Origin of the sequence: Blautia sp. HCP3S3_C4 (assembly GCF_052064095.1) — a bacterium.
Classification (GTDB): domain Bacteria; phylum Bacillota; class Clostridia; order Lachnospirales; family Lachnospiraceae; genus Blautia_A.
Map to the genome: position 1 here is coordinate 19,469 of NZ_JBQHWF010000016.1, position 22,236 is coordinate 41,704.

Sequence of the window (22,236 nt, forward strand, 5' to 3'; positions counted from 1 at the left end):
TTATTACGGTATTTTTGACTTTCAGCCAAATGGCGTCCTTATTATGCTGTCTTCATTTACAAGATAAATTCCTCTTGGTGTGACCCTTATTTCCGGAATTACAGGTAAAGCCATAAAGGACAGTGTAATAAACGGATCAAATCCTTCTTTTACTCCCATCTCATGGGCTTTCGGAATCATTCTGGCAAGGGCTTCATTTACCCTCTCGTATCCAGCATCACTTATCAGTCCCATGACCGGAAGCGGCAAAGTTCCATAAATCTCCCCATTACATACCAAAGTATATCCTCCCTGAGTACGTATCATTTCTTTTACGGCAAGAGCCATATCATGGTCATTGTCTCCTACTACAATAATATTATGGGAATCATGGGAAACGCTGGAAGCAATCGCTCCACCACAGATTCCGTAGCCTTTTACGATTCCTACCCCCATCTTTCCCGTATTCTTATGCCTCTCGATCACTGCAATTTTTTGATACTCCCTATCCGGAGCAAAATATTTTCCACCATTTTCTTCCACCCATGGAACCTCTTCCAGAACGGCCTTTGTCACTATCTGTTTCTCCTGCATCTGAATCACTCGTGCCTTTGTCCCCGGATGTTTCAATTTCAGACGTTCTTCACTGAAACCAGATACATGGACTGTATTTTTCAGGTAAGGCGGACATATCTTTAATTCCGTTTTTTCTTCTTTGATAATCCTCTTTCCACAATGATATACATCTACAACATTTAAATCTATCACATTATCCAAAATCACAAAATCCGCCTGTCTTCCAGGAGCGATCATCCCAAGATGGCACAGGCCATAACATCTAGCCGCCTGAATCGTTGCCATCTGAAGAGCTTTCTCCACCGGCAGTCCAAGCTGTACTGCACGTTTTACATTGTAATTAATGTGTCCTTCTCTGCGTATTTCCTCAATATGCTTATCATCTGTACAGAAACAGAAACTGGTAGTATCTGTATGATGCTCCACAATTCCCGACACAATTGCATCCAGATTTCTTGCCGCACTGCCTTCACGAATCAACACATACATCCCGTTTCTTGCTTCAGACATTGCATACTCATAGTCCACACACTCATGATCTGTATCAATCCCTCCAAGTACATATGCTGACAGATCACCAGGTGCCAGAAACGGTGCATGACCATCCTTCACTCTGTCCTGAAACAGCTGGAGCTTTTCATGCATGGCAACACTTCCATTAATCACAGAAGTCGCATCCATCACTTCACCAAGTCCCAGAATCCTTGGATGTTCCAGATATCCCTTCATCTTTCCTGCTGTAAGAATACACCCATTATCATCCACATGAGTTGCCGGAACACAGGAAGGCATCATCACATATACATTTGCCGGCACATTATCCGTCTGATCCAGAATATAATCAATCCCATCTGTACCGGACACATTGGCAGACTCATGAGGATCTACAATAAATGTTGTAGTTCCACACTGTGCAGCCTGCCGCACCAGTTCACCTGGTGTTACCAGGGTAGATTCCAAATGCAGATGACTATCAATAAAGCCCGGACAGATCACCTTTCCTTCCAGATCAATCTCCCTCTCCCCCTTATAGGTACCAACACCGATCACGATCCCATCCGCAACAGCCACATCCCTATCAATAAACTCTCCTGTCCCTGAGCTGAATACCCGTCCATTCTTAAACACCAGCTCAGCCTTCTCAATTCCTCTTGCCATCTGAGAATATCTGCGGTACATCTCAAGCTCCATAAAAAACCTCCTTTCGCTCCCTTGAAAGCCTCCTGTTCCACACATTCATTACTACAGCAAAGCTTCCAATATCTTATCATATTTGTTTATTTTTTCAGACTATTTATTATCTTAATTATTTTTTTCTATACATTTCATTATATATTATCATCTGTATTTTTAATTTGCAACCTGTTTTTTTATCAAAGCAACCTTACGCCAACTTTTAGCGGCTTTACAAAAAAGGCTGCCGGATCTCTCCTGCAGCCTTTTCATATAACTTACATCTCTATATTTACATCATATAATCTTTGATCACATCATGATCTCTGAGTACTTTCTCTACCACAGTTCCCTTAACAGCTTTCAGAAGCGGTTTCTTCAGCATATCCAGTGGTCCCGGAAGTTCAATTTCCAGTGGAGATTTGCCATCCATCAGCTTCACACTGCTGTCCAGTAATTCTCTGATATCGTAAACACTGCCCCAGACTTCCGGCACACCTCTGTCAACACCCAGAAGTCCATATACAGCCTCCATAGCAGTTCTTACGGAATATTCAGTAGTAAATACAGTATCTCTTGGTGTATCGGCAAACTGTCCCAGGAATGCGAAGTTTACGCAGCCATCCGGGATAACATCAGGTCTGTCACCCTTTGTTCTTGGCATAAAGAATGCTGTAATATAAGGCATCATAGTCGGTACACAAACTGCACTGTTCTCAGCCATGTCTTCAATCTGGTCAACCGGAACGCCAAGATGATACAGCCACTCTTCTGTGATTTCCTTACCTGTACACTCTTTCATAGGCTTCTTGATATAATCACCAGGTACATCTGTAAACAGACCATATACCCATACACAAACCTTGTCTTTGTCCTGATCCTTGAACTGTCCCTGTCTGTTGATCGTCCAGCTTAATAACCAGCTGGAATCCTGACAGCTTACAATACCACCTGTAACAACCTTGCCTGTTCTCGGATCACGTTTGCAGATATCTGTAATATAAGGAATAATCTTATCATCCAAAGTGGTAACTGTTGCTGACTCCCAGTTTGTCTTAGCAATATCAGAACAGAATTTTTCAGGATGTCCGAATGACGGATCCTGTTTTGCAATATTTTTCCACAGGCTCCAGCATCCGCTTGTACGAACTTCTGCATCTCCGTTCGGTGCATGATTCTGATCGCCATAGATGGTTCCCTCTGTACAGCTTCCGTTTGTTACAAATACAAGGTCATTCTCTGTAAGAACAATTCCCTTCTCAATACCATTTACCTTGCACTCGATTGCTTTTGCAATCTTCTTATTGCCTTCAAACTCAAAGAGTACATTTGTAACCTCTGTATTGAACTGGAATTCAACGCCTGCTTCTTCCAGATATTTCTGCATTGGCAGGATCAGGGATTCATACTGATTGTATTTCGTAAATTTCAGGGCACTGAAATCCGGAAGTCCGGAAATATGATGGATAAATCTCTGGAAGTATAATTTCATTTCCAGTGCACTATGCCAGTTTTCAAATGCAAACATGGTTCTCCAGTATAACCAGAATGTGGAATCAAATACCTCCTCATCAAATACATCTTCAATTGTCTTATCATAAAGATCTTCATCCTTTGTCATGAACAGCTTCATGATCTCCATGCAGCCCTTCTGGCTCAGATTGAATTTACCGTCTGTATGAGCATCCTTTCCTCTATCCTTGGTTGCACGGCAAAGAGAATAGTTGGGGTCTTCCTTATTCAGCCAGTAGTATTCATCAAGTACAGATACACCCGGTGTTTCAATGGACGGAATACTTCTGAAAAGATCCCATAAGCATTCGAAATGGTTTTCCATCTCACGTCCGCCGCGCATTACATATCCACGGCTTGGATCAAAGATACCGTCACATGCACCGCCTGCAATATCCATCGCTTCCAGAATATGAATATTCTTTCCAGGCATCTGTCCGTCACGTACAAGGAAACAGGCTGCTGCAAGAGAAGCCAGTCCGCTTCCTACGATATAAGCATGTTTGTCATCTACGCCTTCCGGTTTTCTCGGACGTGCAAATGCTTCATAGTTACCGTTTGTATAATAGATTCCCTTGCTGTTTTTCTCATATTTTCCACGTTCTGTATTGCGATATTCACTTGTATTATGAAGTGCGTCATACTCTTCTTTTTTCTTTGTCTCAGCTGTTTTGTATTTCTTTCCTGCTGCCAATGCTGCAACACCTGCTCCTACTGCCAGCGCAGATACCATACCTAAGCCCTTATTTTTACCCATATGTTTGTCCACCTTTCTTATCAGCAGTCTCTCTGACTTTATTTTATCCATCGTCACTGCATTTTATCCATTGTCAGTTACCTTACATTACATGATCCTCTTTGCATCTGAACATTGTATTCTGTGTAATATATTTCTTTTTTGTTTATGGCCGTATCATAGCAGTCCACATTTCTCTTTTCAATTTACAAAACCCGGTCAATGATAAAAAACTTATCATCTGCCGGGTTTTGATAAAATCTTATTCACATTGCAAAATTCTCAATTGAAGTAGTAATAGTTCCATGTAGGGTAAGGCTGATTTTTCCAACCAGTTCATTAATATCTTCCTTCATTCCATCCTGAATCCATTCAAGCATAATTCCTACAAAACCATATTTATAAAAATTCGCAATAAACTGCTTATCCTCCTGGGTTACATTTTTTCCCTTACATTTCTCTTCCACTACTCCTGCAATCAGGTGATAGGTCAGCTTGTAGAGATAATTTTCCATTTTTTCTCTGCTGACACAGCGATACACATTCATAATAAAAGGTTTATTCTCCAGAACAGCCTCAAATACCTGGGTCAGCCCCTCTGTCCAGGAATCATAGGTTTTCTTACCCTGCAATGCCTTGGTTCCATCCTCCACACAGCACCATTCCACCAGATCATAGATATCTTTGAAGTGATAATAAAAGGCCATCCTGCTGATCCCGCAATCCGTAGTAATATCTGTAATTGTAATCTTATCCAAAGGCTTTCGCAAAAGCAAACGCTTCAGGGAATCCTCCAGAGCAATCTTCGTGGTGTTCGACATAGATCTGCCTCCATATTATTTATAAAATTTCTATATTGTATCAGTAAATCATAATTTAAATCTAACGAAAGAGAAGGATATGGTCAACGAAAATTTTTATAAAATCTATAAACATATTTTTATTATGATGTCTTATTGACAGCATACCCTGTGTTTGCTACACTGACTTTGTATTTTCGCATCAAGAAGAGGAGAATTTATGAGTATATTAAATGTAGAACACCTGACTCACGGCTTTGGTGACCGTGCGATTTTTAATGATGTGTCCTTTCGTCTGCTGAAAGGTGAGCATGTGGGGCTTATCGGAGCCAACGGCGAGGGAAAATCTACCTTTATGAATATTATTACCGGAAAATTAATGCCGGACGAAGGCAAAGTGGAATGGGCCAAAAATGTCCGGGTTGGATATCTGGATCAGCACACCGTACTGACTCCCGGAATGACTATTCGCCAGGTACTGGCCTCTGCCTTTGATTTTCTGTACGATATGGAAAAACAGATGAATGAAATCTGTGAAAAAATGGGCGATGCTACTCCTGAAGAGCTGGAGCAGTATATGGAGGATCTGGGTACCCTCCAGGATCTGCTGACCATGCATGATTTCTATATGATTGATGCCAAAGTTGAGGAAGTAGGCCGGGCACTGGGACTGACAGAAATCGGTCTGGACCGTGATGTAACAGAATTATCCGGCGGGCAGCGTACCAAGATCCTGCTGGGCAAACTTCTGCTGGAGAAACCGGATATTCTTCTCCTGGATGAGCCCACCAACTATCTGGATGCAGAGCATATTGAATGGCTGAAACGTTATCTGAATGATTACGAAAATGCCTTTATCCTGATCAGCCACGATATTCCATTTCTGAACAGTGTGATCAATCTGGTCTATCATATGGATAATCAGGAATTGAACCGCTATGTAGGCGATTATGATAAATTTCAGGAAGTGTATGCTATGAAAAAATCCCAGCTAGAGGCCGCCTACAACCGACAGCAGAAGGAAATTGCAGACCTGAAGGATTTTGTAGCCAGAAACAAGGCCCGTGTTGCCACCCGTAATATGGCAATGTCCCGTCAGAAAAAGCTGGACAAAATGGATATGATCGAACTGGCTGCAGAAAAACCAAAACCGGAATTCCATTTCAAGGAAGGCCGCACCACCAGCCGCATTATTTTTGAAACAAGGGATCTTGTCATCGGATATGACGAGCCGCTGTCCAAACCTTTGAATCTGACCATGGAGCGCAAAGAAAAAGTAGCCCTGATCGGTGCCAACGGCATCGGTAAGACTACTCTGTTAAAAAGTATTCTGGGATTAATCCCGCCTCTGTCCGGCGAAGTAGAACAGGGGGATTACCTGGAAATCGGTTATTTCGAACAGGAAATGTCCGGTTCCGGAGATAACAGCTGCATTGATGAAATCTGGCAGGAATTTCCTTCCTACACCCAGTATGAGGTACGCTCTGCTCTGGCGAAATGTGGTCTCACCACTAAACATATTGAGAGCCGTATCATGGTTTTAAGCGGCGGCGAACAAGCCAAGGTAAGACTTTGCAAATTGTTAAACAGACCTACCAATGTACTTTTGCTGGACGAGCCAACCAACCATCTGGATGTGGCTGCCAAGGAAGAATTAAAGCGAGCCCTGAAGGAGTACAAGGGAAGTGTCCTGATGGTCTGCCATGAGCCGGAATTCTATGAAGGCCTGGCTACTCAGGTCTGGGATCTGTCTCAATGGACCACCAAGCTCTAAATAAATGTTAAGAGAGAATCCTGCTTGCAGGATTCTCCGCCTGCGGCGGGTCGCTTCAGCGACATAATTCCTCTCCGTCGCAGTGCGATCCTGCCCGGAGGGCTTTTTTATGTTATAGGAACATTACGGAGTAATTTCCTATAACATAAAAAAACTTCCATCAGGCAGTCCAGAATCTTTAACTCAATCCCACTCATAATTTCTCAGATGTCCGGCCAGATTCATATGGTCAAAATGATTCTGACGCAGTGCCTCATAAAGAACAATAGCTACAGAATTGCTCAGATTCAAAGAGCGTATATCTCCGATCATAGGAATCCTCACACAGGTATCCTGATGGTTCACAAGAATATCCTCCGGGATTCCTGCACTTTCTTTGCCAAACATAATATAACAGTCTTCCTCATAATTAACATCCACATAGGTCTGGGGAGCTTTTGTAGTGGCATAATAAATCTTTGCTCCCGGATTTTTCTGCAGAAAATCCTCATAATCCAGATAGGTAGTTACATCCAGGTCCTTCCAGTAATCCATTCCTGCACGCTTCAGCGCCTTCTCGCTCAGGGAGAAGCCCAGCGGCTCGATCAGATGAAGTCTGGTGCCTGTTGCCACACAGGTACGTCCAATATTTCCTGTATTTGCCGGAATCTCCGGCTCATGAAGTACAATATTTAACTTTGCCATTTTATTAGTCCTGTTCTTTTTATTTCTTTTGTTTCTTGCACACTTTATATAATTCGTCCTCTGCCGGTCGTTCCAGATATCTTGCATTCCCACCGCTGTACAGCAAACGATCATTTCCGGCATTGGTCTGTCCGATCACTGCAGCTTCATAGCCTGCATTATGAAGTTCCTGAACTAATGCCTCTCCGCCACAGATTCCAATAAGCACAGATCCATGTGAACACAATTTATATGGATTAAGATCAAATATTTCACAGACCTCTATAGTTTCCTGACGGACAGGTACCTTACGGAAATCCACAGTCAGTCCCACCTGGGAAGCCTCTGCCACTTTCCAGAGGGCACTTAAAAATCCCCCTTCGCCCATGGCATAGAGAGCACTTGCACCTGCCTGCACAGCCATCTGCCATATACTGCTGCCTTCTGCTTTTTCCTCCAGATGAAGATTACTCATATCTCTGCCTTCATGGTCTTTTTTACTGAATCCGTATTCCTGCTGCAACAACATACAGTCACAGACAAAGCCTGCTGAAAATCGCTCTGACAGTTTCTCTCTCTCCTGTTTTGCAATACGTGAAGTTCCTCCCAGCGCCACCGGACAGGCCACAACCAGTTCATCTCCCGGCTGCAGGCATCCGGTAACCTCTGCCTGTAATGCTTCCATTGCTTTTTGTCCCAGTCTCATTGTACTGCCCTTAATAAACCAGAAGAGATAATACCATCGGCACTACCATCGCCAGCACCAGAATCACAGCAATGATCGCACAGATCACTTTACGTTTTTTTGGATTAAACATTCCCATTTCTGTCACCTCGTTTTAATAACAACTCTCAGAGTTGTCTCTGAAATTCAAGCGGATATTCGCAATCCACCTCGCTACTTGATTCGGTTAAAAATTTGTTCTGTAACATCCTCCACATAAGCATTGTTATCCAGAGGATCCTTGCGGTTATAGTCAAAATACAAAGCTCTGCCGTTTCCGAATACTTCCACATGGGCATTTTTCGGTACATGTGCCCGCTTTCTGTAGTCCCATACAAGCTTTTCATAGGGCTTCTGATCCCCGGCAAATCCCGGACGACTCTTCAGATTTTCTCTCAGATAAAGATCCAGTATCATCCGGTCAGCTACCTCTGCCCTGGAAATTCCCGGTACAGTTTCCAGATATTCCAGAAGAATTTCATACCGTCTCATTCTGGTATGAGAAACATCTCCATACCCTTTTTCCATATAAAAGATTCCAAGACCTTCATAAATAGAAAACGCATCCGGAAAAAAGCTCTCCGCATATTCCAGTGTTTTCTGGAATTGTCCACTATTATAATACACTTCCACCATATTTTCCACATTTTTCAATTTCAGAACATGATCATAATCCAGCCATTTTGTGGAAAGAACCTCATAGGGTTCCCGATTCTTATAGACAATGCCATATTCACGGCACATTTCCATCATGTGCGAGCCTTTCAGAACTTTCAAAAATCCCAACTGAAGCTGCTGTGGTTTCAGCGCATAAACATCATTAAAAGAATTACGGAAACTGTCATAGTCCTCATAGGGCAGTCCTGCGATCAAGTCCAGATGCTGATGGATATTTCCAAAGCTGTGGATACGATCCACAATTCCTTTCAGCTTTTCAAAATCCATTGTTCTGTGTATCGCTTTAATTGTATCCGGATTTGTGGACTGTACTCCGATCTCCAGCTGGATCAGACCTGGGCGCATGGTTGACATTTCCTGCAGTTCCTCTTCTCTTAACAGATCTGCTGATATTTCAAAATGAAAGTTTGTTACCCCATTGTCATGATCATTAATATACTTCCAGATTGCCATCGCATGATCATGTTTACAGTTAAAGGTACGATCTACAAATTTCACCTGCGGAACCTTATGATCTATAAAAAACTGCAGTTCCTTTTTCACCATCTCTATATCCCTGAACCGCAGCTTCTTATCTACAGAAGACAAACAATAGCTGCAGGAAAAGGGACATCCTCTGCTGCTCTCATAATAAATAATCCTGTTCTTAAACTCTGACAGATCTTTGTAAATAAAGGGAATGCTGCTGAGATCCATGATCTGACGCCATCCATTATGTATGATCTTCTCTCCGTCTCTGTAGCAGATTCCTGTTATATTTTCCAGTTTTTCCGGATTCTTCTTAACATAATATCCTGAAAGTTCCTGAAAAGTTTCTTCCCCTTCTCCTACCATAACTCCTGTAAATTCCGGATTCTCTGACAGAAATTTCTCCGCATCATAAGAAACTTCCGGACCGCCGGCCCAGAAGTCGACGTCCGGAAGAATCTTTGCCAGATCTGCCATCAGTTCTTTTACAAAAGAAATATTCCAGATATAGCAGGACACACATACCACATCCGGATGCTCCAGATAAATATCACGCATGATATCATCTTTCTGCTGATTGATAGTATATTCTTTCAATATGATATGGTCTGTATATTCAGATGCATATGCCTGCAGATCATAGACTGCAAGATTGGAATGAATATATTTGGCATTGCATGCCGCTAGTAAAATCTTCATAAAGCTTTAGCCTTCCAGTGCATTCTTTAAGTCTTCTTTGGAAGTAAGACCTACAAAACGCTGCACTTCTGCCCCATTCTTAAACAGGATCAGTGTAGGGATGCTTACAACGCGAAACTGCTGTGCAAGTGCCATATTCTGATCTACGTCTACTTTTCCTACTGCGTATCCCTCTTCTGCCAGTTCTTCTACAATCGGACCCTGACGCATACATGGACCACACCATGTTGCCCAGAAATCAATAAGAACCGGTTTCTCAGATTTTAATACTTCTGTTTCAAAATTTGCTGTTGTAATCTCTTTTGCCATAATTCATATCTCCTTTGCTTATTCTTTTGACTCTAACATCATTTTAAAGATCTCACATACTTTCCTGCATGAATACCTGCCTGTGCACCTTCATAAACAGCTTTCGCCACCTGAAGAAGCCCACCTGTACAGTCACCTGCCGCATAGAGTCCCGGGATGGTTGTTTCCATATTTTCGTTAACTTTAATGTTTCCTTTTTCCGTAAGTTCGGCTCCCATCTGACGGGCAATCTCAGTACTGCCTGCAGTTCCCATTGCAATAAATACACCGTCTGCAGGACAGAAATCATTTATCTGCTGACCTGCTTCTCCATTTATTTCCTGTGCCTGTACATCAGGTGCAAGACGGATTCCGGATACCAGATCATCGCCCTCTACAGACTGGATCTTCATTGTGTTTACACTGATATTTTCTTCAGGTGTAAATTCCGGTTCTTCACCGTTTGTATAAATGGTTACTGTAGAAGCAGTATTGGACAATTCCTTTGCTTCATGCATGGCGAAATCACCGTTTCCAAGAACTGCTACATCCTTGCCTCTGTAAAAGAAAGCATCGCAGATTGCACAGTAGCTGACACCTTTTCCCTCAAATTCTTTAACACCCGGAATCTTTGGTGCAGCACGCTTACTTCCTGTTGCAAGTATCAGACTCTGTGTCTCGAAATCCCCTTCCGTAGTCTTTACCACAAAGGTATCAAACCCGCCGACTCCCAGAACCTGTGCATCCAATATTCGTACACCCAGTGCTTTCGCCTGAGCGATTCCTGCATCATATAGTTCCTGACCGGACAGAGGATGTTCCAGCCCGTAATAATTCTCTATCTTCTCAGCTTTTTCCAAAGCACCGATCCCATTATTGATCACCAGGGGATCCAGATTTCCACGAACTGCATAAAGCGCAGCGGAAATTCCTGCAGGTCCGGCACCTATGATTATTACTTTCTCCAATTTATGTCACCTGCTCTCTGTGATTGTTCTCAATACACTGTGATATACACTCTGAATACAGCAATTAATTATTATGACCAATTCCAATAAATCATCAACTGTCATTTAACCTGTTCTGCTTTTCAGTATAATCATCAGCTATTGTTACTATACTACGTTTCCTGAAAAAAATCCACGATTTTATTTGGATAATTTTTGTATAATTTATCCGGGTTAAATAAATTTCGCGCTTCAGCGACATAATAAATAAAAGCGAAGTGCTGTTCACTCATGAACCATGCATTTCACTTTTATACATTATTTTGTATGATTTATTTATCCAACCAGAGGATATTTGTCTGTAAGTTCTTTGACGATTGCCTTTGCCTTTTCCTGGCTGCCTTCTTCTTTTAAGGTCATAGCAATTGCTTCTGCGATCTTGTCCATATCTTCCGGTTTCATGCCTCGTGAAGTAACTGCTGCTGTTCCGAGACGTACACCGCTTGTAACAAATGGAGACTGTGGATCATTTGGAATTGCATTCTTGTTGCAGGTAATGTTTACTTCATCAAGAAGATTCTCCATCTGCTTGCCTGTAACGCCCAGACTTCTGAGGTCTACAAGCATCAGATGATTGTCCGTGCCACCGGAAACGATATCAATTCCTCGTTTCTGGAGTCCTTTACAAAGTGCCTGCGCATTCTCAACAATCATCTTTGCATAGTCCTTAAATTCCGGCTGAAGTGCTTCTTTGAAACATACTGCCTTGGCAGCGATCACATGCATCAGAGGACCGCCCTGGATTCCCGGGAATACTGCTTTATTAAAGTTGAATTTCTTTGCATTCTCTGCACTGCTTAAGATCAGACCGCCTCTTGGTCCACGCAGAGTTTTGTGTGTGGTTGTAGTTACAACGTCTGCATAAGGAATCGGGCTTGGATGCTGTCCTCCTGCTACCAGACCGGCGATATGAGCCATATCTACCATCAGATAAGCCCCAACTTCATCTGCAATCTCACGGAATTTCTTAAAATCTATAACTCTGGCATAGGCACTTGCACCTGCTACGATCAGCTTTGGTTTATTCTCAATGGCGATTCTTCTGACTTCTTCATAATCGATCACACCGTCATCATTGACTCCATAATATACCGGCTTAAAGTAGGTTCCGGACATATTTGCAGCACTTCCATGTGTCAGATGTCCACCATGATCCAGATTCATACCCATTACAGTATCTCCCGGCTGCAGCATTGCAAAAAAGACTGCCATATTTGCCTGTGCTCCGGAGTGTGGCTGTACATTTGCATATTCACATCCGAATAATTCTTTCGCACGTTCGATTGCAAGAGCTTCCACCTCATCCACGCAGGAACATCCGCCGTAAAATCTCTTCCCCGGATATCCTTCCGCATATTTATTAGTAAGAGGGCTTCCCATTGCTGCCATAACTGCTTTACTTACCCAGTTCTCTGAAGCAATCAGCTCAATATGGGAATTCTGGCGTGCAAGCTCCGCCTGGATCAGATCTGCGATATCCTTGTCTGTCTTTGCTACGTCGTCGATTGAATACATCTTAGTAATCCTCCTTTGTTATAAGCTCAGTAATTATCACGATTATAACCAATTCTTTCCGTTGTGTCAACCGCAAAAAGACATTTGTCCGTGTAGTAAAAATATTTTTTGTTATTTTATTATTTTTTGACTATTTTCCCATTATTTGTTTTAATATAAAGAGGAAGTCCCACCTGCTACATGTTACGTTTTACACTCAACGCAGGGGACTTACTTGATTCGGTTAACCTGTAAAGCTATAGGAGGTCTTTTACATATCATGAGAAATTTTGAATATTATACACCAACCCAAGTTGTTTTTGGCAAAGATACCCACCTTCAGACAGGTTCCCTGCTGAAGAAATATGGTGCAAAAAAAGTGCTGATCCATTACGGTGGTCAAAGTGCTGTCCGTTCCGGACTAATCGATGAAATCACTTCTAACCTGAGAGAATCAGACCTTGAATATGTCACTCTGGGTGGTGTGGTTCCTAATCCACACCTCTCCAAAGTCCGCGAGGGAATTGAGTTATGCAGAAAAGAAAATGTGGACTTTATTCTTGCTGTAGGAGGTGGAAGTGTTATTGACTCTTCCAAGGCTATCGGCTATGGTGTTGCAAATCCGGACAACGATGTCTGGGATTTCTGTCTGAAAAAGGCTGTTCCAACCGGTTGTCTGCCCATCGGTGTCATTCTTACAATTGCAGCTTCCGGAAGTGAAATGAGCAGTTCCAGCGTTATCACCAATGAAGAAACCAAGGAAAAAAGAGGCTGTGCAAAGACTGATTACTGCAGACCCAAATTTGCTATCTTAAATCCACGTCTCACCTATACACTTCCACAATATCAGACAGAAAGTGGATGTGTGGATATCCTCATGCACACTATGGAGCGATATTTTGTAAATATTGAAACTATGGAGATCACAGACAGTATCAGCGAAGCTCTGATGCAGACGGTCATTTATAATGCCCGTATCCTTATGAAGGAACCGGAAAACTACAGTGCACGGGCAGAAATCATGTGGGCAGGAAGTCTCTCCCACAATGGTCTGACCGGATGCGGTACCGGGGGCGGTGACTGGGCCTGTCATCAGCTTGAACACGAACTGGGCGGTGTCTACAATGTAACCCACGGTGCAGGTCTTGCTGCCATCTGGGGAAGCTGGGCACGCTATGTCTACGAGGTAAATCCTGAACGTTTCGCTCAGTTTGCCACTAACGTATTTGACATTCCATGTGGAACTGATTATAAAGAAACAGCCCTTGCAGGAATCGTAGCAATGGAAAATTTTTTCCGTTCTGTAGAAATACCCACCAGTTTACACGAACTGGGTCTGGATCTCACAGATCAGCAAATTCATGATCTGGCATTCAAATGCAGTTTCGAAGACACTCGAACCATCGGAGTCTTCAAGCAGCTCAATATGAGAGATATGGAAAAAATCTACCTTATGGCAAGATAAAGTAAATTTTTGTTATAACTTTCTCTTTTTTCGCAAAAATTATAAAAATTACTTGCATTCAAACAATCAATATGCTATGATAAGGCCTGTGATGCAACAAATCACAGACCAAATGCCCAGATAGCTCAGTTGGTAGAGCAGAGGACTGAAAATCCTCGTGTCGCTGGTTCGATTCCGGCTCTGGGCATTTTTTTATTTCATTTTTTATTGTCTTTTTATTGTCTTATCTGGTTTTCGGCGGTATAATTTTCTTACTGCTATCATGAAATTTTGTATCAATATCCCATCATATTATCTGATTTTCCCATATTAATACATAATTTACTGGAGCAACTTACGCATAAAGAAAGGAATCAAACTCATGAGTGACTTAAAATTAGAGACTAAATGTCTCCATTCCGGTTACACCCCATCAAAGGGTGAACCTTGTGCACTTCCAATCTGTCAGAGTACAACATACAAGTATGATACTACTGATGAAATGGGACAGCTTTTCGATCTGAAGGCAGAGGGTTATTTCTATACCCGTCTGCAAAATCCCACAAATGATGCTGTAGCAGCAAAAATTGCAGATCTGGAAGGTGGTGTTGCTGCAATCCTTACTTCTTCCGGACAGGCAGCTAATTTTTACGCAGTTTTCAATATCTGTGAAGCTGGAGATCATGTGGTAGCAGCCTCCACCATTTACGGAGGAACCTTCAACCTCCTGGCTGTTACTTTCAAGAAGCTTGGCATTGACTGCACTTTCGTTGACACCGATGCAAGCTCTGAAGAAATCGCAGCTGCCTTCCGTCCGAACACAAAAGTACTTTTCGCAGAAACCATCGCAAACCCGGCTCTGGTAATTCTGGATATTGAAAAATTCGCAAAGGTTGCTCACGAGCATGAAGTTCCGCTTATTGTAGACAACACCTTTGCTACACCTGTAAACTGCCGTCCTTTTGAATGGGGCGCTGATATCGTTACCCATTCCACAACCAAATATATGGACGGACATGCTGTACAGGTTGGCGGTGCTATCGTTGACAGCGGTAACTTTGACTGGGATGCCTATGGCCACAAATATCACGGACTGACTGAACCGGATGAATCTTATCATGGTGTTATTTATACTAAACAGTTTGGAAAGAAGGCTTATATCACAAAGGCAACCTCTCAGCTGATGCGTGACCTTGGCTCTATCCCGTCTCCTGCAAACTGCTTCCTGTTAAACCTGGGACTGGAAACTCTTCCTCTTCGTGTAGAACGTCACTGCTATAATGCACAGAAGATTGCAGAATTCCTGAATGCCCATGAGAAAGTATCTCACGTAAACTATGCAGGACTTCCTGATGACAAATACTATGCACTTGCTCAAAAATACATGCACGAAGGCAGAACCTGCGGCGTTATCTCCTTTGAACTGACAGGCGGTCGAGAAGCTGCAGTCCGCTTTATGGACAGCTTAAAGCTTGCCACCATCGCAACTCACGTAGCAGCATCTAAGACCATGATCCTGCATCCGGCAAGCCATACTCATCGTCAGATGAACGATGAGCAGCTTGCAGAAGCCGGCGTATCACCGGGAATGATCCGTCTCTCTGTTGGTATTGAAAATGTGGATGACATTATTGCTGATATTGAACAGGCATTACAAAACGCATAAAAGATAATTTCAAAAAATCCGGAAGAACTTCTGAAATGATCACAGATATAACAGATCATTTCCAGATTCTCCCGGATTTTTATTTTCAGGTCAAGCGGATATTCGCAATCCGCTTTGCTACTTGATTCGGTTAAATTCTTTCTTATTTTCTACTTTAACAAATAAACATCTGTATAATATACCCCTTTGTCCTCCCCTTCCTGATGGGTAGCAACATAAATATCTATACAATTATGTTTAATCGCACCACCACAGTCCTCTGCAACATAAACCTGTCCATTGATCACAACCTTAGATCCATATGGAATCTGTGTAGGGTCCACCGCAATCGTACGGTTTGTCGTAGCAGTCACCCCTGTAGAAGTAATGCCATTTGCCCAAGGGCCACAACAAATACTGCAGGGACAATAATGAGTAATCTTAAAGGTTCCCAGCGGAACCAGTGACGCATCTGAAGACACAGCTACCGGAGTTCCCACCTTCACTCCATCCACAGACTCTCCCTTTGAAGCAGTTACACCATCCACAGCCTCTGCAAAAACGCCTTTGCCCTCACTCTTATGAATCGTTCCAGCTTCTTCGCCGTCTACTTTAGCGACCTTTGACTCTTCCGTATTCTCCTCTGTTGCTGTATTCTCCAGAACACTGGTTGGAATATATCCAATGCCTCTTTTTCCATTCTCTTTTTTATAGTAAATCTGACTCCAGATGCCGTTCACTGTAGCCAGGCGCTTCACTTCATCCTCCTGAATGACCTCACCTACTATCTGTCCATCCTTCTTTCCCGGATAATCCAGAATATCACTGTCCTTCAGTGCTGTAAAAGTTCCCCTTGCCTGAGCAACCTGATCACTATCATTGATATGTTTTGTGGGCACATAGCCACTGATCTTTTTCGTACCCTTTTTGCTCTTTTTCTCATAAGTCACTTTACTCCAGCCATTATCACATACGGCCACTCTCTCTACACCGGTACCAAGATACACTCTTGCAAGCTTCTTTCCGTTTTTCCCTGGCATAGAACGTATATAAGTCGCCTTTGCAGAAACAGAAACCTTATCTGACTTGGCAACTGCAGTTACCTTCTCTCCACTTCCATTATCAATCTCAAAGGTCTGCAGTGTCTTATTATCCTGCTTATAAGCATTAACTGTCCCCTCATAATCCAGAATATCCGCAGAAACTGTTGTTGGTAAAGTAAGCATACTACAAACTAATAATACTAAAATTTTTTTCTTCATAAACTGAGCCTCAACTCCTTTATCGTCTCTCTCCGTCTGTCCTATCATAGCACACCCCCTCCCAATTTGCAATTTTCCACCCCATCCTTCACGGAATCTTCATAAAATTTCAAAATAAAGAAAAAAAACATTTGACAAACTCCACTGTATATAGTATCATATATTTTGTCGCTAAGGTAATCGCTCAAACGACATCATAAATGCGATAGTGGCGTAGTTGGTAACGCGCGACCTTGCCAAGGTCGAGACCGCGGGTTCGAGCCCCGTCTATCGCTCTTAAAGCATCAGCTAAGGCTGATGCTTTTTTCATCCCCTTCTATTAACTTTCCATAACTATAGCAATTCCATATCTGCGAATAACATCTATAGCCAATATCCCTGGTTCAAGCGGATATTCGCAATTGAAGCAGGGTACTTGCTTGATTCGGTTAAATCAATAACCAGCGCAGGACATTATATGTTTTTGCACGCATTTGCAGGGGTCTTAGAAAAAGTTAGCGCCAGGAAATCTGCGTTATGTAAAAAAATTTCACTGTCTGAGCCGCATTTGCGGCGAGTTTGAAATTTTTTTACATGTTTTTAGCAGATTTCCTGGCGCTTAGTTTTTCTTAGGCTCCGAAACCGCGGGCAAAAACATATAATGTCCTGCGCGTCACCATATCAAGAATTTAGTGATGGAACAATCTAATACCAGTAAAGCTCATCACCATTCCATACTTATTGCAGGTCTCGATCACAGCATCATCACGCACAGATCCGCCCGGCTCAGCAATATACTTCACACCACTCTTATGCGCACGTTCAATATTATCACTAAATGGGAAGAATGCATCAGATCCCAGTGTAACATCTGTCATCTGATCCAGCCATGCACGTTTCTCTTCCTTTGTAAATACTTCCGGTTTCTCTGTGAAAGTTTTCTCCCACATACCGTCAGCAAGTACATCCATATATTCATCCCCGATATAAACATCAATGGCATTGTCACGCTCTGCACGGGAAATTGTATCTTTAAATGGCAGATTCAGCACCTTCGGACACTGACGAAGGAACCAGTTGTCAGCTTTCTGTCCTGCAAGTCTTGTACAGTGTACACGGGATTGCTGACCTGCACCAACACCGATAGCCTGTCCATCTTTTACAAAACATACAGAGTTGGACTGTGTATATTTCAGAATGATCAGAGAAATCTTCATATCACGTTTTGCTTCCTCTGTAAGCTCTTTATTCTCTGTCACAATATTGGAGAGCATTGCATCATCGATTTCAAGCTCCTGACGGCCCTGCTCAAAAGTTACACCAAATACTTCTTTGTGTTCCAGCGGAGCCGGTACAAAGTTCTCATCGATCTGGATTACATTGTAGTTTCCTTTTTTCTTCTGCTTCAGGATCTCCAGTGCTTCCTCTGTGTATCCAGGTGCAATAACACCATCAGATACCTCTCTCTTGATCAGAAGTGCTGTATCTTTATCGCACACATCAGAAAGAGAAATGAAATCACCAAAAGAGGACATTCTGTCAGCACCGCGGGCTCTTGCATAAGCACATGCTAATGGTGAAAAATTCTTCCAGTCCATATCATTTACCCAGTAGATCTTTGCCAGAGTCTCTGTCAGTGGAAGTCCTACAGCAGCACCTGCAGGAGATACATGTTTAAAAGAGGTTGCAGCAGGAAGTCCAGTTGCTTTCTTCAGGTTTGATACCAGCTGCCAGCCGTTAAAGGCATCCAGGAAATTGATATATCCCGGTCTTCCGGAAAGAATCTTCACCGGAAGTTCTGATCCGTCTGCCATATAAATTTTTGCAGGTTTCTGATTTGGGTTACAGCCATATTTTAATTCGAATTCTTTCATTATATAAATCCTCCATTATCATATCTGCCCTGTTTTATTTATTCTTATTAATGATCTTGCTTTCGTACTTACCTGTCTCAATATCAATATATCTTACAAACAAAGATACTTTGTTATCTTCGTTCAGGCTGTTCCAGAGAAGTTCTGCAAACTCATCCATATTATCCGGAATTGCTACCAGTTTCGGTTCGCCTTCAAAGCTTGGAAGTGGATTTCCATCGCATTTATAAGTGTGGATAAAATGTCCCTCTCCTGCAATGGCATTCTCGTATGCAAATGTGTATCTGTTACATGCATCCGGATTTCCGTTGTTGCTCTTGAGAATTGACATTGCATAGTTGAATTTTCCGTTCTCTACATGCATAACACCGGAAATACGAGGTGTATAGTTTGGACCGTCTGGCTCGAATTCTCTGCTTCTTAAAGACTGCTCAAAAGTAAGCTGATGATCCATTCCCTCATAAATGGTATCTGTCTGATCTCCGTTAGTTACAATTGTTTTGTTTCCCAGTACACGTACAGGTGCATAAATGATCAGGCTTGGATCTGTAAGCTTGGACGGGTCAAATGCCTGGGTACGGATTCCCTCACCATCCTCTACAAATACTCTGTTTCTGCTGTTCTCGCTTCTGCCCATGATGAAATAAGCTGTCACTGCTTTCTTACCGTCTGCGGAACGTCCGATCACAATTCCTCTTCCAGGATAGGAATTCTCTTTCAGTTCTTTTTCCAGTGATAACATTTCCATAATTTTTCTCCTTTTCGTTATAAATAAGGTTAAAAAAAGCCTGGGAAACCTATTTATTCATTGAATAATTTCCAGGCTGCCCAGGCGGTCGGCTCATATACACACTGCACTCCCTGTAGGTAATCCTACTTCCGCCAGTCATGCAGGTACTGTTGTGAAACTCACACACTGTTATTATAGTACAATACTTCTTTGCAGATTTCAAGGCAATTTTTTTGTTTCCTGCTTTTTTTCAAAAACAATAGGATATACCATTACTGAGTATTCTTTAATTTATAGTCAACCTCAATCTGAGAAGCAATATCGGCCTTCATCTGAATCCATGCATCCGGATTCTCCACATAATATTTGGGACAGTTCTTTCCTGTCACATCATAGTGACGAATCACGTTTTCAGAAGTAAGTCCGAATCGCACACATAACCATGCTGTCAGTTTTACAGCCGAATCATAGGTTGCATCATTGAATTTTCCTGTTTCATCCTGGTGACAGCACTCAATCGATACGGTATCCACATTACGGGAATTTGTCGCATAAGACATCTCCGATGTAGGAATGCACTGTACCACCTCACCATCAAGGCCAATGACAAAGTGACTGCTTACCTTTGTCTCATGTGTATTTGCCAGATTCTCAAAATAATTTCTGTTGGCCATTGCTGTTGCTCCTGGGTTCGCAGTATAGTGAATTGCAATATATTTTACGCTTTCAATGGGAATCTGCGGTCTGGAATATTCATTGGGAGTCAGCAGCTCCACATCAATATAGGGAGCCCCTTCTTTCTGCCACTGCTCAGGACCGCTTCCTGAATTTTCCTGCTCCAGAAGTACCTCCTGCTCTTTTCTTTCTCTCTCCTGCATATTATTTATTCCATACCAGCATCCTATACTTACTCCCACCATCAGGATAATGCAGATTAGCAGCATCCTCAGATTTCTCTGTCGAACTCTGCTGTTTTTTCTTGATTTCCCGGCAGATATTTTTCTGTGTGCAGCACTGGTTTTTGATTTTGAAACTGATTTTCTCTTTGTTTTTACAGATCCGGTACTTTTTCTACCGCTCCGATTCTTTTGTATCATAGCTTTTCTCTGCCACCCATTTCCTGGAATTCGTTTTTTCTATTATACCATTGAATTCTTTTCTTTTCACTATCAAATCCGGTAATTCCACAAAAATACCCCGGCAGATTCACAAGACCTCCGGGGTATCATTCATTATTTATTTATCATCTACACTATAGTTTGGAGCTTCTTTGGTGATATGAATATCATGTGGATGAGATTCCTTCAGAGAAGCAGCGGAAATCTTGATAAACCTACCTGTAGTCTTAAGAGTCTCAATATTCTCTGCACCACAATATCCCATACCTGAGCGAAGACCACCCATGAGCTGGAATACAGTATCCTCTACATGTCCTTTATATGCAACACGTCCCTCTACGCCTTCCGGAACAAGCTTCTTTGCATTTTCCTGGAAATAACGATCTTTACTGCCGTTCTCCATAGCAGCAATAGATCCCATACCACGGTATACTTTATATTTACGTCCCTGATACAGTTCAAAAGTTCCCGGGCTCTCATCGCATCCTGCGAAGATACTTCCCATCATACATACATTTGCACCAGCTGCAATTGCCTTGGTAACGTCTCCGGAATATTTGATACCACCGTCTGCAATGATCGGGATTCCATAACGATTAGCAACCTCATAACAATCCATTACTGCAGTAACCTGTGGCACGCCAATACCTGCAACCACACGTGTGGTACAAATAGACCCAGGTCCGATACCAACCTTAACTGCATCTACGCCTGCATCGATCAGAGCCTTGGTAGCTGCTCCTGTAGCTACATTCCCTGCAATTACCTGAAGATCCGGATATGCAGCTTTAATTTCACGGACAGCCTTCAGAATATTCTCTGAATGACCATGTGCAGAATCAATTACAATTACATCTACACATGCCTTCACCAGCGCATCTACACGTGCAAGTACATTGGCTGTGATTCCTACTGCTGCACCGCAGAGCAGACGTCCCTGCTCATCTTTGGCAGCCAGAGGATATTTGATCTGCTTTTCAATATCCTTGATTGTGATCAGGCCTTTTAAATTAAAATCATCATCTACAATGGGTAATTTCTCTTTACGGGATTTGGCAAGGATTTTCTTTGCCTCTTCCAAAGTGATTCCCTCTTTGGCTGTGATCAGTCCCTCAGAAGTCATGCACTCTTTGATCTTCTTGGTAAAATCTGTCTCAAACTTCAGATCTCGGTTTGTAATGATACCAACAAGCTTTCTGCCCTCTGTAATCGGTACACCGGAGATACGGAATTTTGCCATAAGCTCATCTGCATCTTTCAATGTATGCTCAGGAGATAAATAGAAAGGATCTGTGATAACACCGTTCTCAGAACGTTTTACCTTATCTACCTCTTCTGCCTGTGCCTCGATAGACATATTTTTGTGAATGATACCAATACCACCCTGTCTTGCCATGGCAATTGCCATACGATGTTCGGTAACTGTATCCATTCCTGCGCTCATCATGGGAATGTTCAGTTTGATCTTTTTCGTTAAGTACGTTGTGACATCTACCTGATTCGGAATTACTTTTGAATAAGCCGGAACTAACAGGACGTCATCAAAAGTAATACCTTCACCAATGATAGTACCCATTGCATTTCCTCCCTTGCGTATGTGAAATTAGTAAGTA

The 22,236-nt window shown here is 42.4% G+C and carries 17 protein-coding genes, 2 tRNA genes and 1 riboswitch; of the genes, 5 read left to right on the forward strand and 14 right to left on the reverse strand.

The features are described from left to right. Positions 1-21 precede the first annotated feature (21 nt). The 3 genes from ade to ACTNC6_RS13360 form a co-directional block, all read right to left on the reverse strand. Positions 22-1,746, reverse strand: a complete 1,725-nt coding sequence (ade, locus tag ACTNC6_RS13350) for an adenine deaminase (protein WP_441044338.1) — start codon at positions 1,744-1,746, stop codon at positions 22-24. Positions 1,747-2,020: 274 nt separating this feature from the next. After that, positions 2,021-3,997: an oleate hydratase gene (locus ACTNC6_RS13355; RefSeq protein ID WP_019160990.1), complete on the reverse strand. Its 1,977-nt coding sequence runs from the start codon at positions 3,995-3,997 to the stop codon at positions 2,021-2,023. A gap of 245 nt (positions 3,998-4,242) precedes the next feature. Beyond that, a complete protein-coding gene (locus ACTNC6_RS13360) occupies positions 4,243-4,797 on the reverse strand; it encodes a TetR/AcrR family transcriptional regulator (protein ID WP_441034879.1) in 555 nt (184 codons plus the stop codon). 199 nt (positions 4,798-4,996) lie between these two features. On the opposite strand from ACTNC6_RS13360, the gene ACTNC6_RS13365 reads away from it, so the two are divergent. Then, complete coding sequence (locus ACTNC6_RS13365; protein ID WP_441044339.1) at positions 4,997-6,550, forward strand: ABC-F family ATP-binding cassette domain-containing protein; 1,554 nt, start codon at positions 4,997-4,999, stop codon at positions 6,548-6,550. Between the two features lie 183 nt (positions 6,551-6,733). Here ACTNC6_RS13365 and ACTNC6_RS13370 read toward each other — a convergent pair whose 3' ends face one another. From ACTNC6_RS13370 to glyA, 6 genes are all read right to left on the reverse strand, one after another. Continuing rightward, complete coding sequence (locus ACTNC6_RS13370; protein WP_019160987.1) at positions 6,734-7,234, reverse strand: tRNA (cytidine(34)-2'-O)-methyltransferase; 501 nt, start codon at positions 7,232-7,234, stop codon at positions 6,734-6,736. A 19-nt stretch (positions 7,235-7,253) separates the two neighbouring features. Then, positions 7,254-7,919 carry an AIR synthase-related protein gene (locus tag ACTNC6_RS13375; protein ID WP_173743180.1) on the reverse strand — a complete coding sequence of 222 codons (666 nt, stop codon included), beginning with the start codon at positions 7,917-7,919 and terminating at the stop codon, positions 7,254-7,256. Positions 7,920-8,111: 192 nt separating this feature from the next. Next, the gene (locus ACTNC6_RS13380; protein ID WP_441044340.1) at positions 8,112-9,782 is read right to left on the reverse strand and encodes a B12-binding domain-containing radical SAM protein; all 1,671 of its coding nucleotides are present in this window, start codon (positions 9,780-9,782) and stop codon (positions 8,112-8,114) included. 6 nt (positions 9,783-9,788) lie between these two features. After that, on the reverse strand, positions 9,789-10,091 hold the full coding sequence (trxA, locus tag ACTNC6_RS13385; RefSeq protein ID WP_019160983.1) for a thioredoxin: 303 nt from the start codon (positions 10,089-10,091) through the stop codon (positions 9,789-9,791). 38 nt (positions 10,092-10,129) lie between these two features. Continuing rightward, positions 10,130-11,038, reverse strand: a complete 909-nt coding sequence (locus ACTNC6_RS13390; RefSeq protein WP_441034886.1) for an NAD(P)/FAD-dependent oxidoreductase — start codon at positions 11,036-11,038, stop codon at positions 10,130-10,132. A 315-nt stretch (positions 11,039-11,353) separates the two neighbouring features. After that, positions 11,354-12,592, reverse strand: a complete 1,239-nt coding sequence (gene glyA, locus ACTNC6_RS13395) for a serine hydroxymethyltransferase (protein ID WP_441044341.1) — start codon at positions 12,590-12,592, stop codon at positions 11,354-11,356. A gap of 259 nt (positions 12,593-12,851) precedes the next feature. Here glyA and ACTNC6_RS13400 point away from each other — a divergent pair, with 259 nt between their 5' ends. From ACTNC6_RS13400 to ACTNC6_RS13410, 3 genes are all read left to right on the forward strand, one after another. Beyond that, a complete protein-coding gene (locus tag ACTNC6_RS13400; RefSeq protein ID WP_441044342.1) occupies positions 12,852-14,036 on the forward strand; it encodes an iron-containing alcohol dehydrogenase in 1,185 nt (394 codons plus the stop codon). A gap of 114 nt (positions 14,037-14,150) precedes the next feature. Next, positions 14,151-14,223, forward strand: a tRNA-Phe gene (locus ACTNC6_RS13405). Between the two features lie 174 nt (positions 14,224-14,397). After that, on the forward strand, positions 14,398-15,681 hold the full coding sequence (locus ACTNC6_RS13410) for an O-acetylhomoserine aminocarboxypropyltransferase/cysteine synthase family protein (protein ID WP_441034890.1): 1,284 nt from the start codon (positions 14,398-14,400) through the stop codon (positions 15,679-15,681). A gap of 149 nt (positions 15,682-15,830) precedes the next feature. Here ACTNC6_RS13410 and ACTNC6_RS13415 read toward each other — a convergent pair whose 3' ends face one another. Further along, positions 15,831-16,970: a 3D domain-containing protein gene (locus tag ACTNC6_RS13415; RefSeq protein WP_441044343.1), complete on the reverse strand. Its 1,140-nt coding sequence runs from the start codon at positions 16,968-16,970 to the stop codon at positions 15,831-15,833. A 154-nt stretch (positions 16,971-17,124) separates the two neighbouring features. On the opposite strand from ACTNC6_RS13415, the gene ACTNC6_RS13420 reads away from it, so the two are divergent. Then, positions 17,125-17,197: transfer RNA gene (locus ACTNC6_RS13420), tRNA-Gly, on the forward strand. A gap of 393 nt (positions 17,198-17,590) precedes the next feature. Here ACTNC6_RS13420 and ACTNC6_RS13425 read toward each other — a convergent pair. The 4 genes from ACTNC6_RS13425 to guaB form a co-directional block, all read right to left on the reverse strand. After that, a complete protein-coding gene (locus ACTNC6_RS13425) occupies positions 17,591-18,775 on the reverse strand; it encodes a phosphoribosylaminoimidazolecarboxamide formyltransferase (protein WP_019160977.1) in 1,185 nt (394 codons plus the stop codon). A gap of 34 nt (positions 18,776-18,809) precedes the next feature. Further along, on the reverse strand, positions 18,810-19,523 hold the full coding sequence (locus ACTNC6_RS13430; RefSeq protein WP_173682423.1) for an IMP cyclohydrolase: 714 nt from the start codon (positions 19,521-19,523) through the stop codon (positions 18,810-18,812). A 71-nt stretch (positions 19,524-19,594) separates the two neighbouring features. Then, a riboswitch (ZMP/ZTP riboswitch) is annotated at positions 19,595-19,675 on the reverse strand. Between the two features lie 102 nt (positions 19,676-19,777). Next, on the reverse strand, positions 19,778-20,449 hold the full coding sequence (locus tag ACTNC6_RS13435; protein WP_441044364.1) for a peptidoglycan recognition protein family protein: 672 nt from the start codon (positions 20,447-20,449) through the stop codon (positions 19,778-19,780). 292 nt (positions 20,450-20,741) lie between these two features. Beyond that, a complete protein-coding gene (guaB, locus tag ACTNC6_RS13440) occupies positions 20,742-22,199 on the reverse strand; it encodes an IMP dehydrogenase (protein ID WP_441034903.1) in 1,458 nt (485 codons plus the stop codon). Positions 22,200-22,236: the final 37 nt, after the last annotated feature.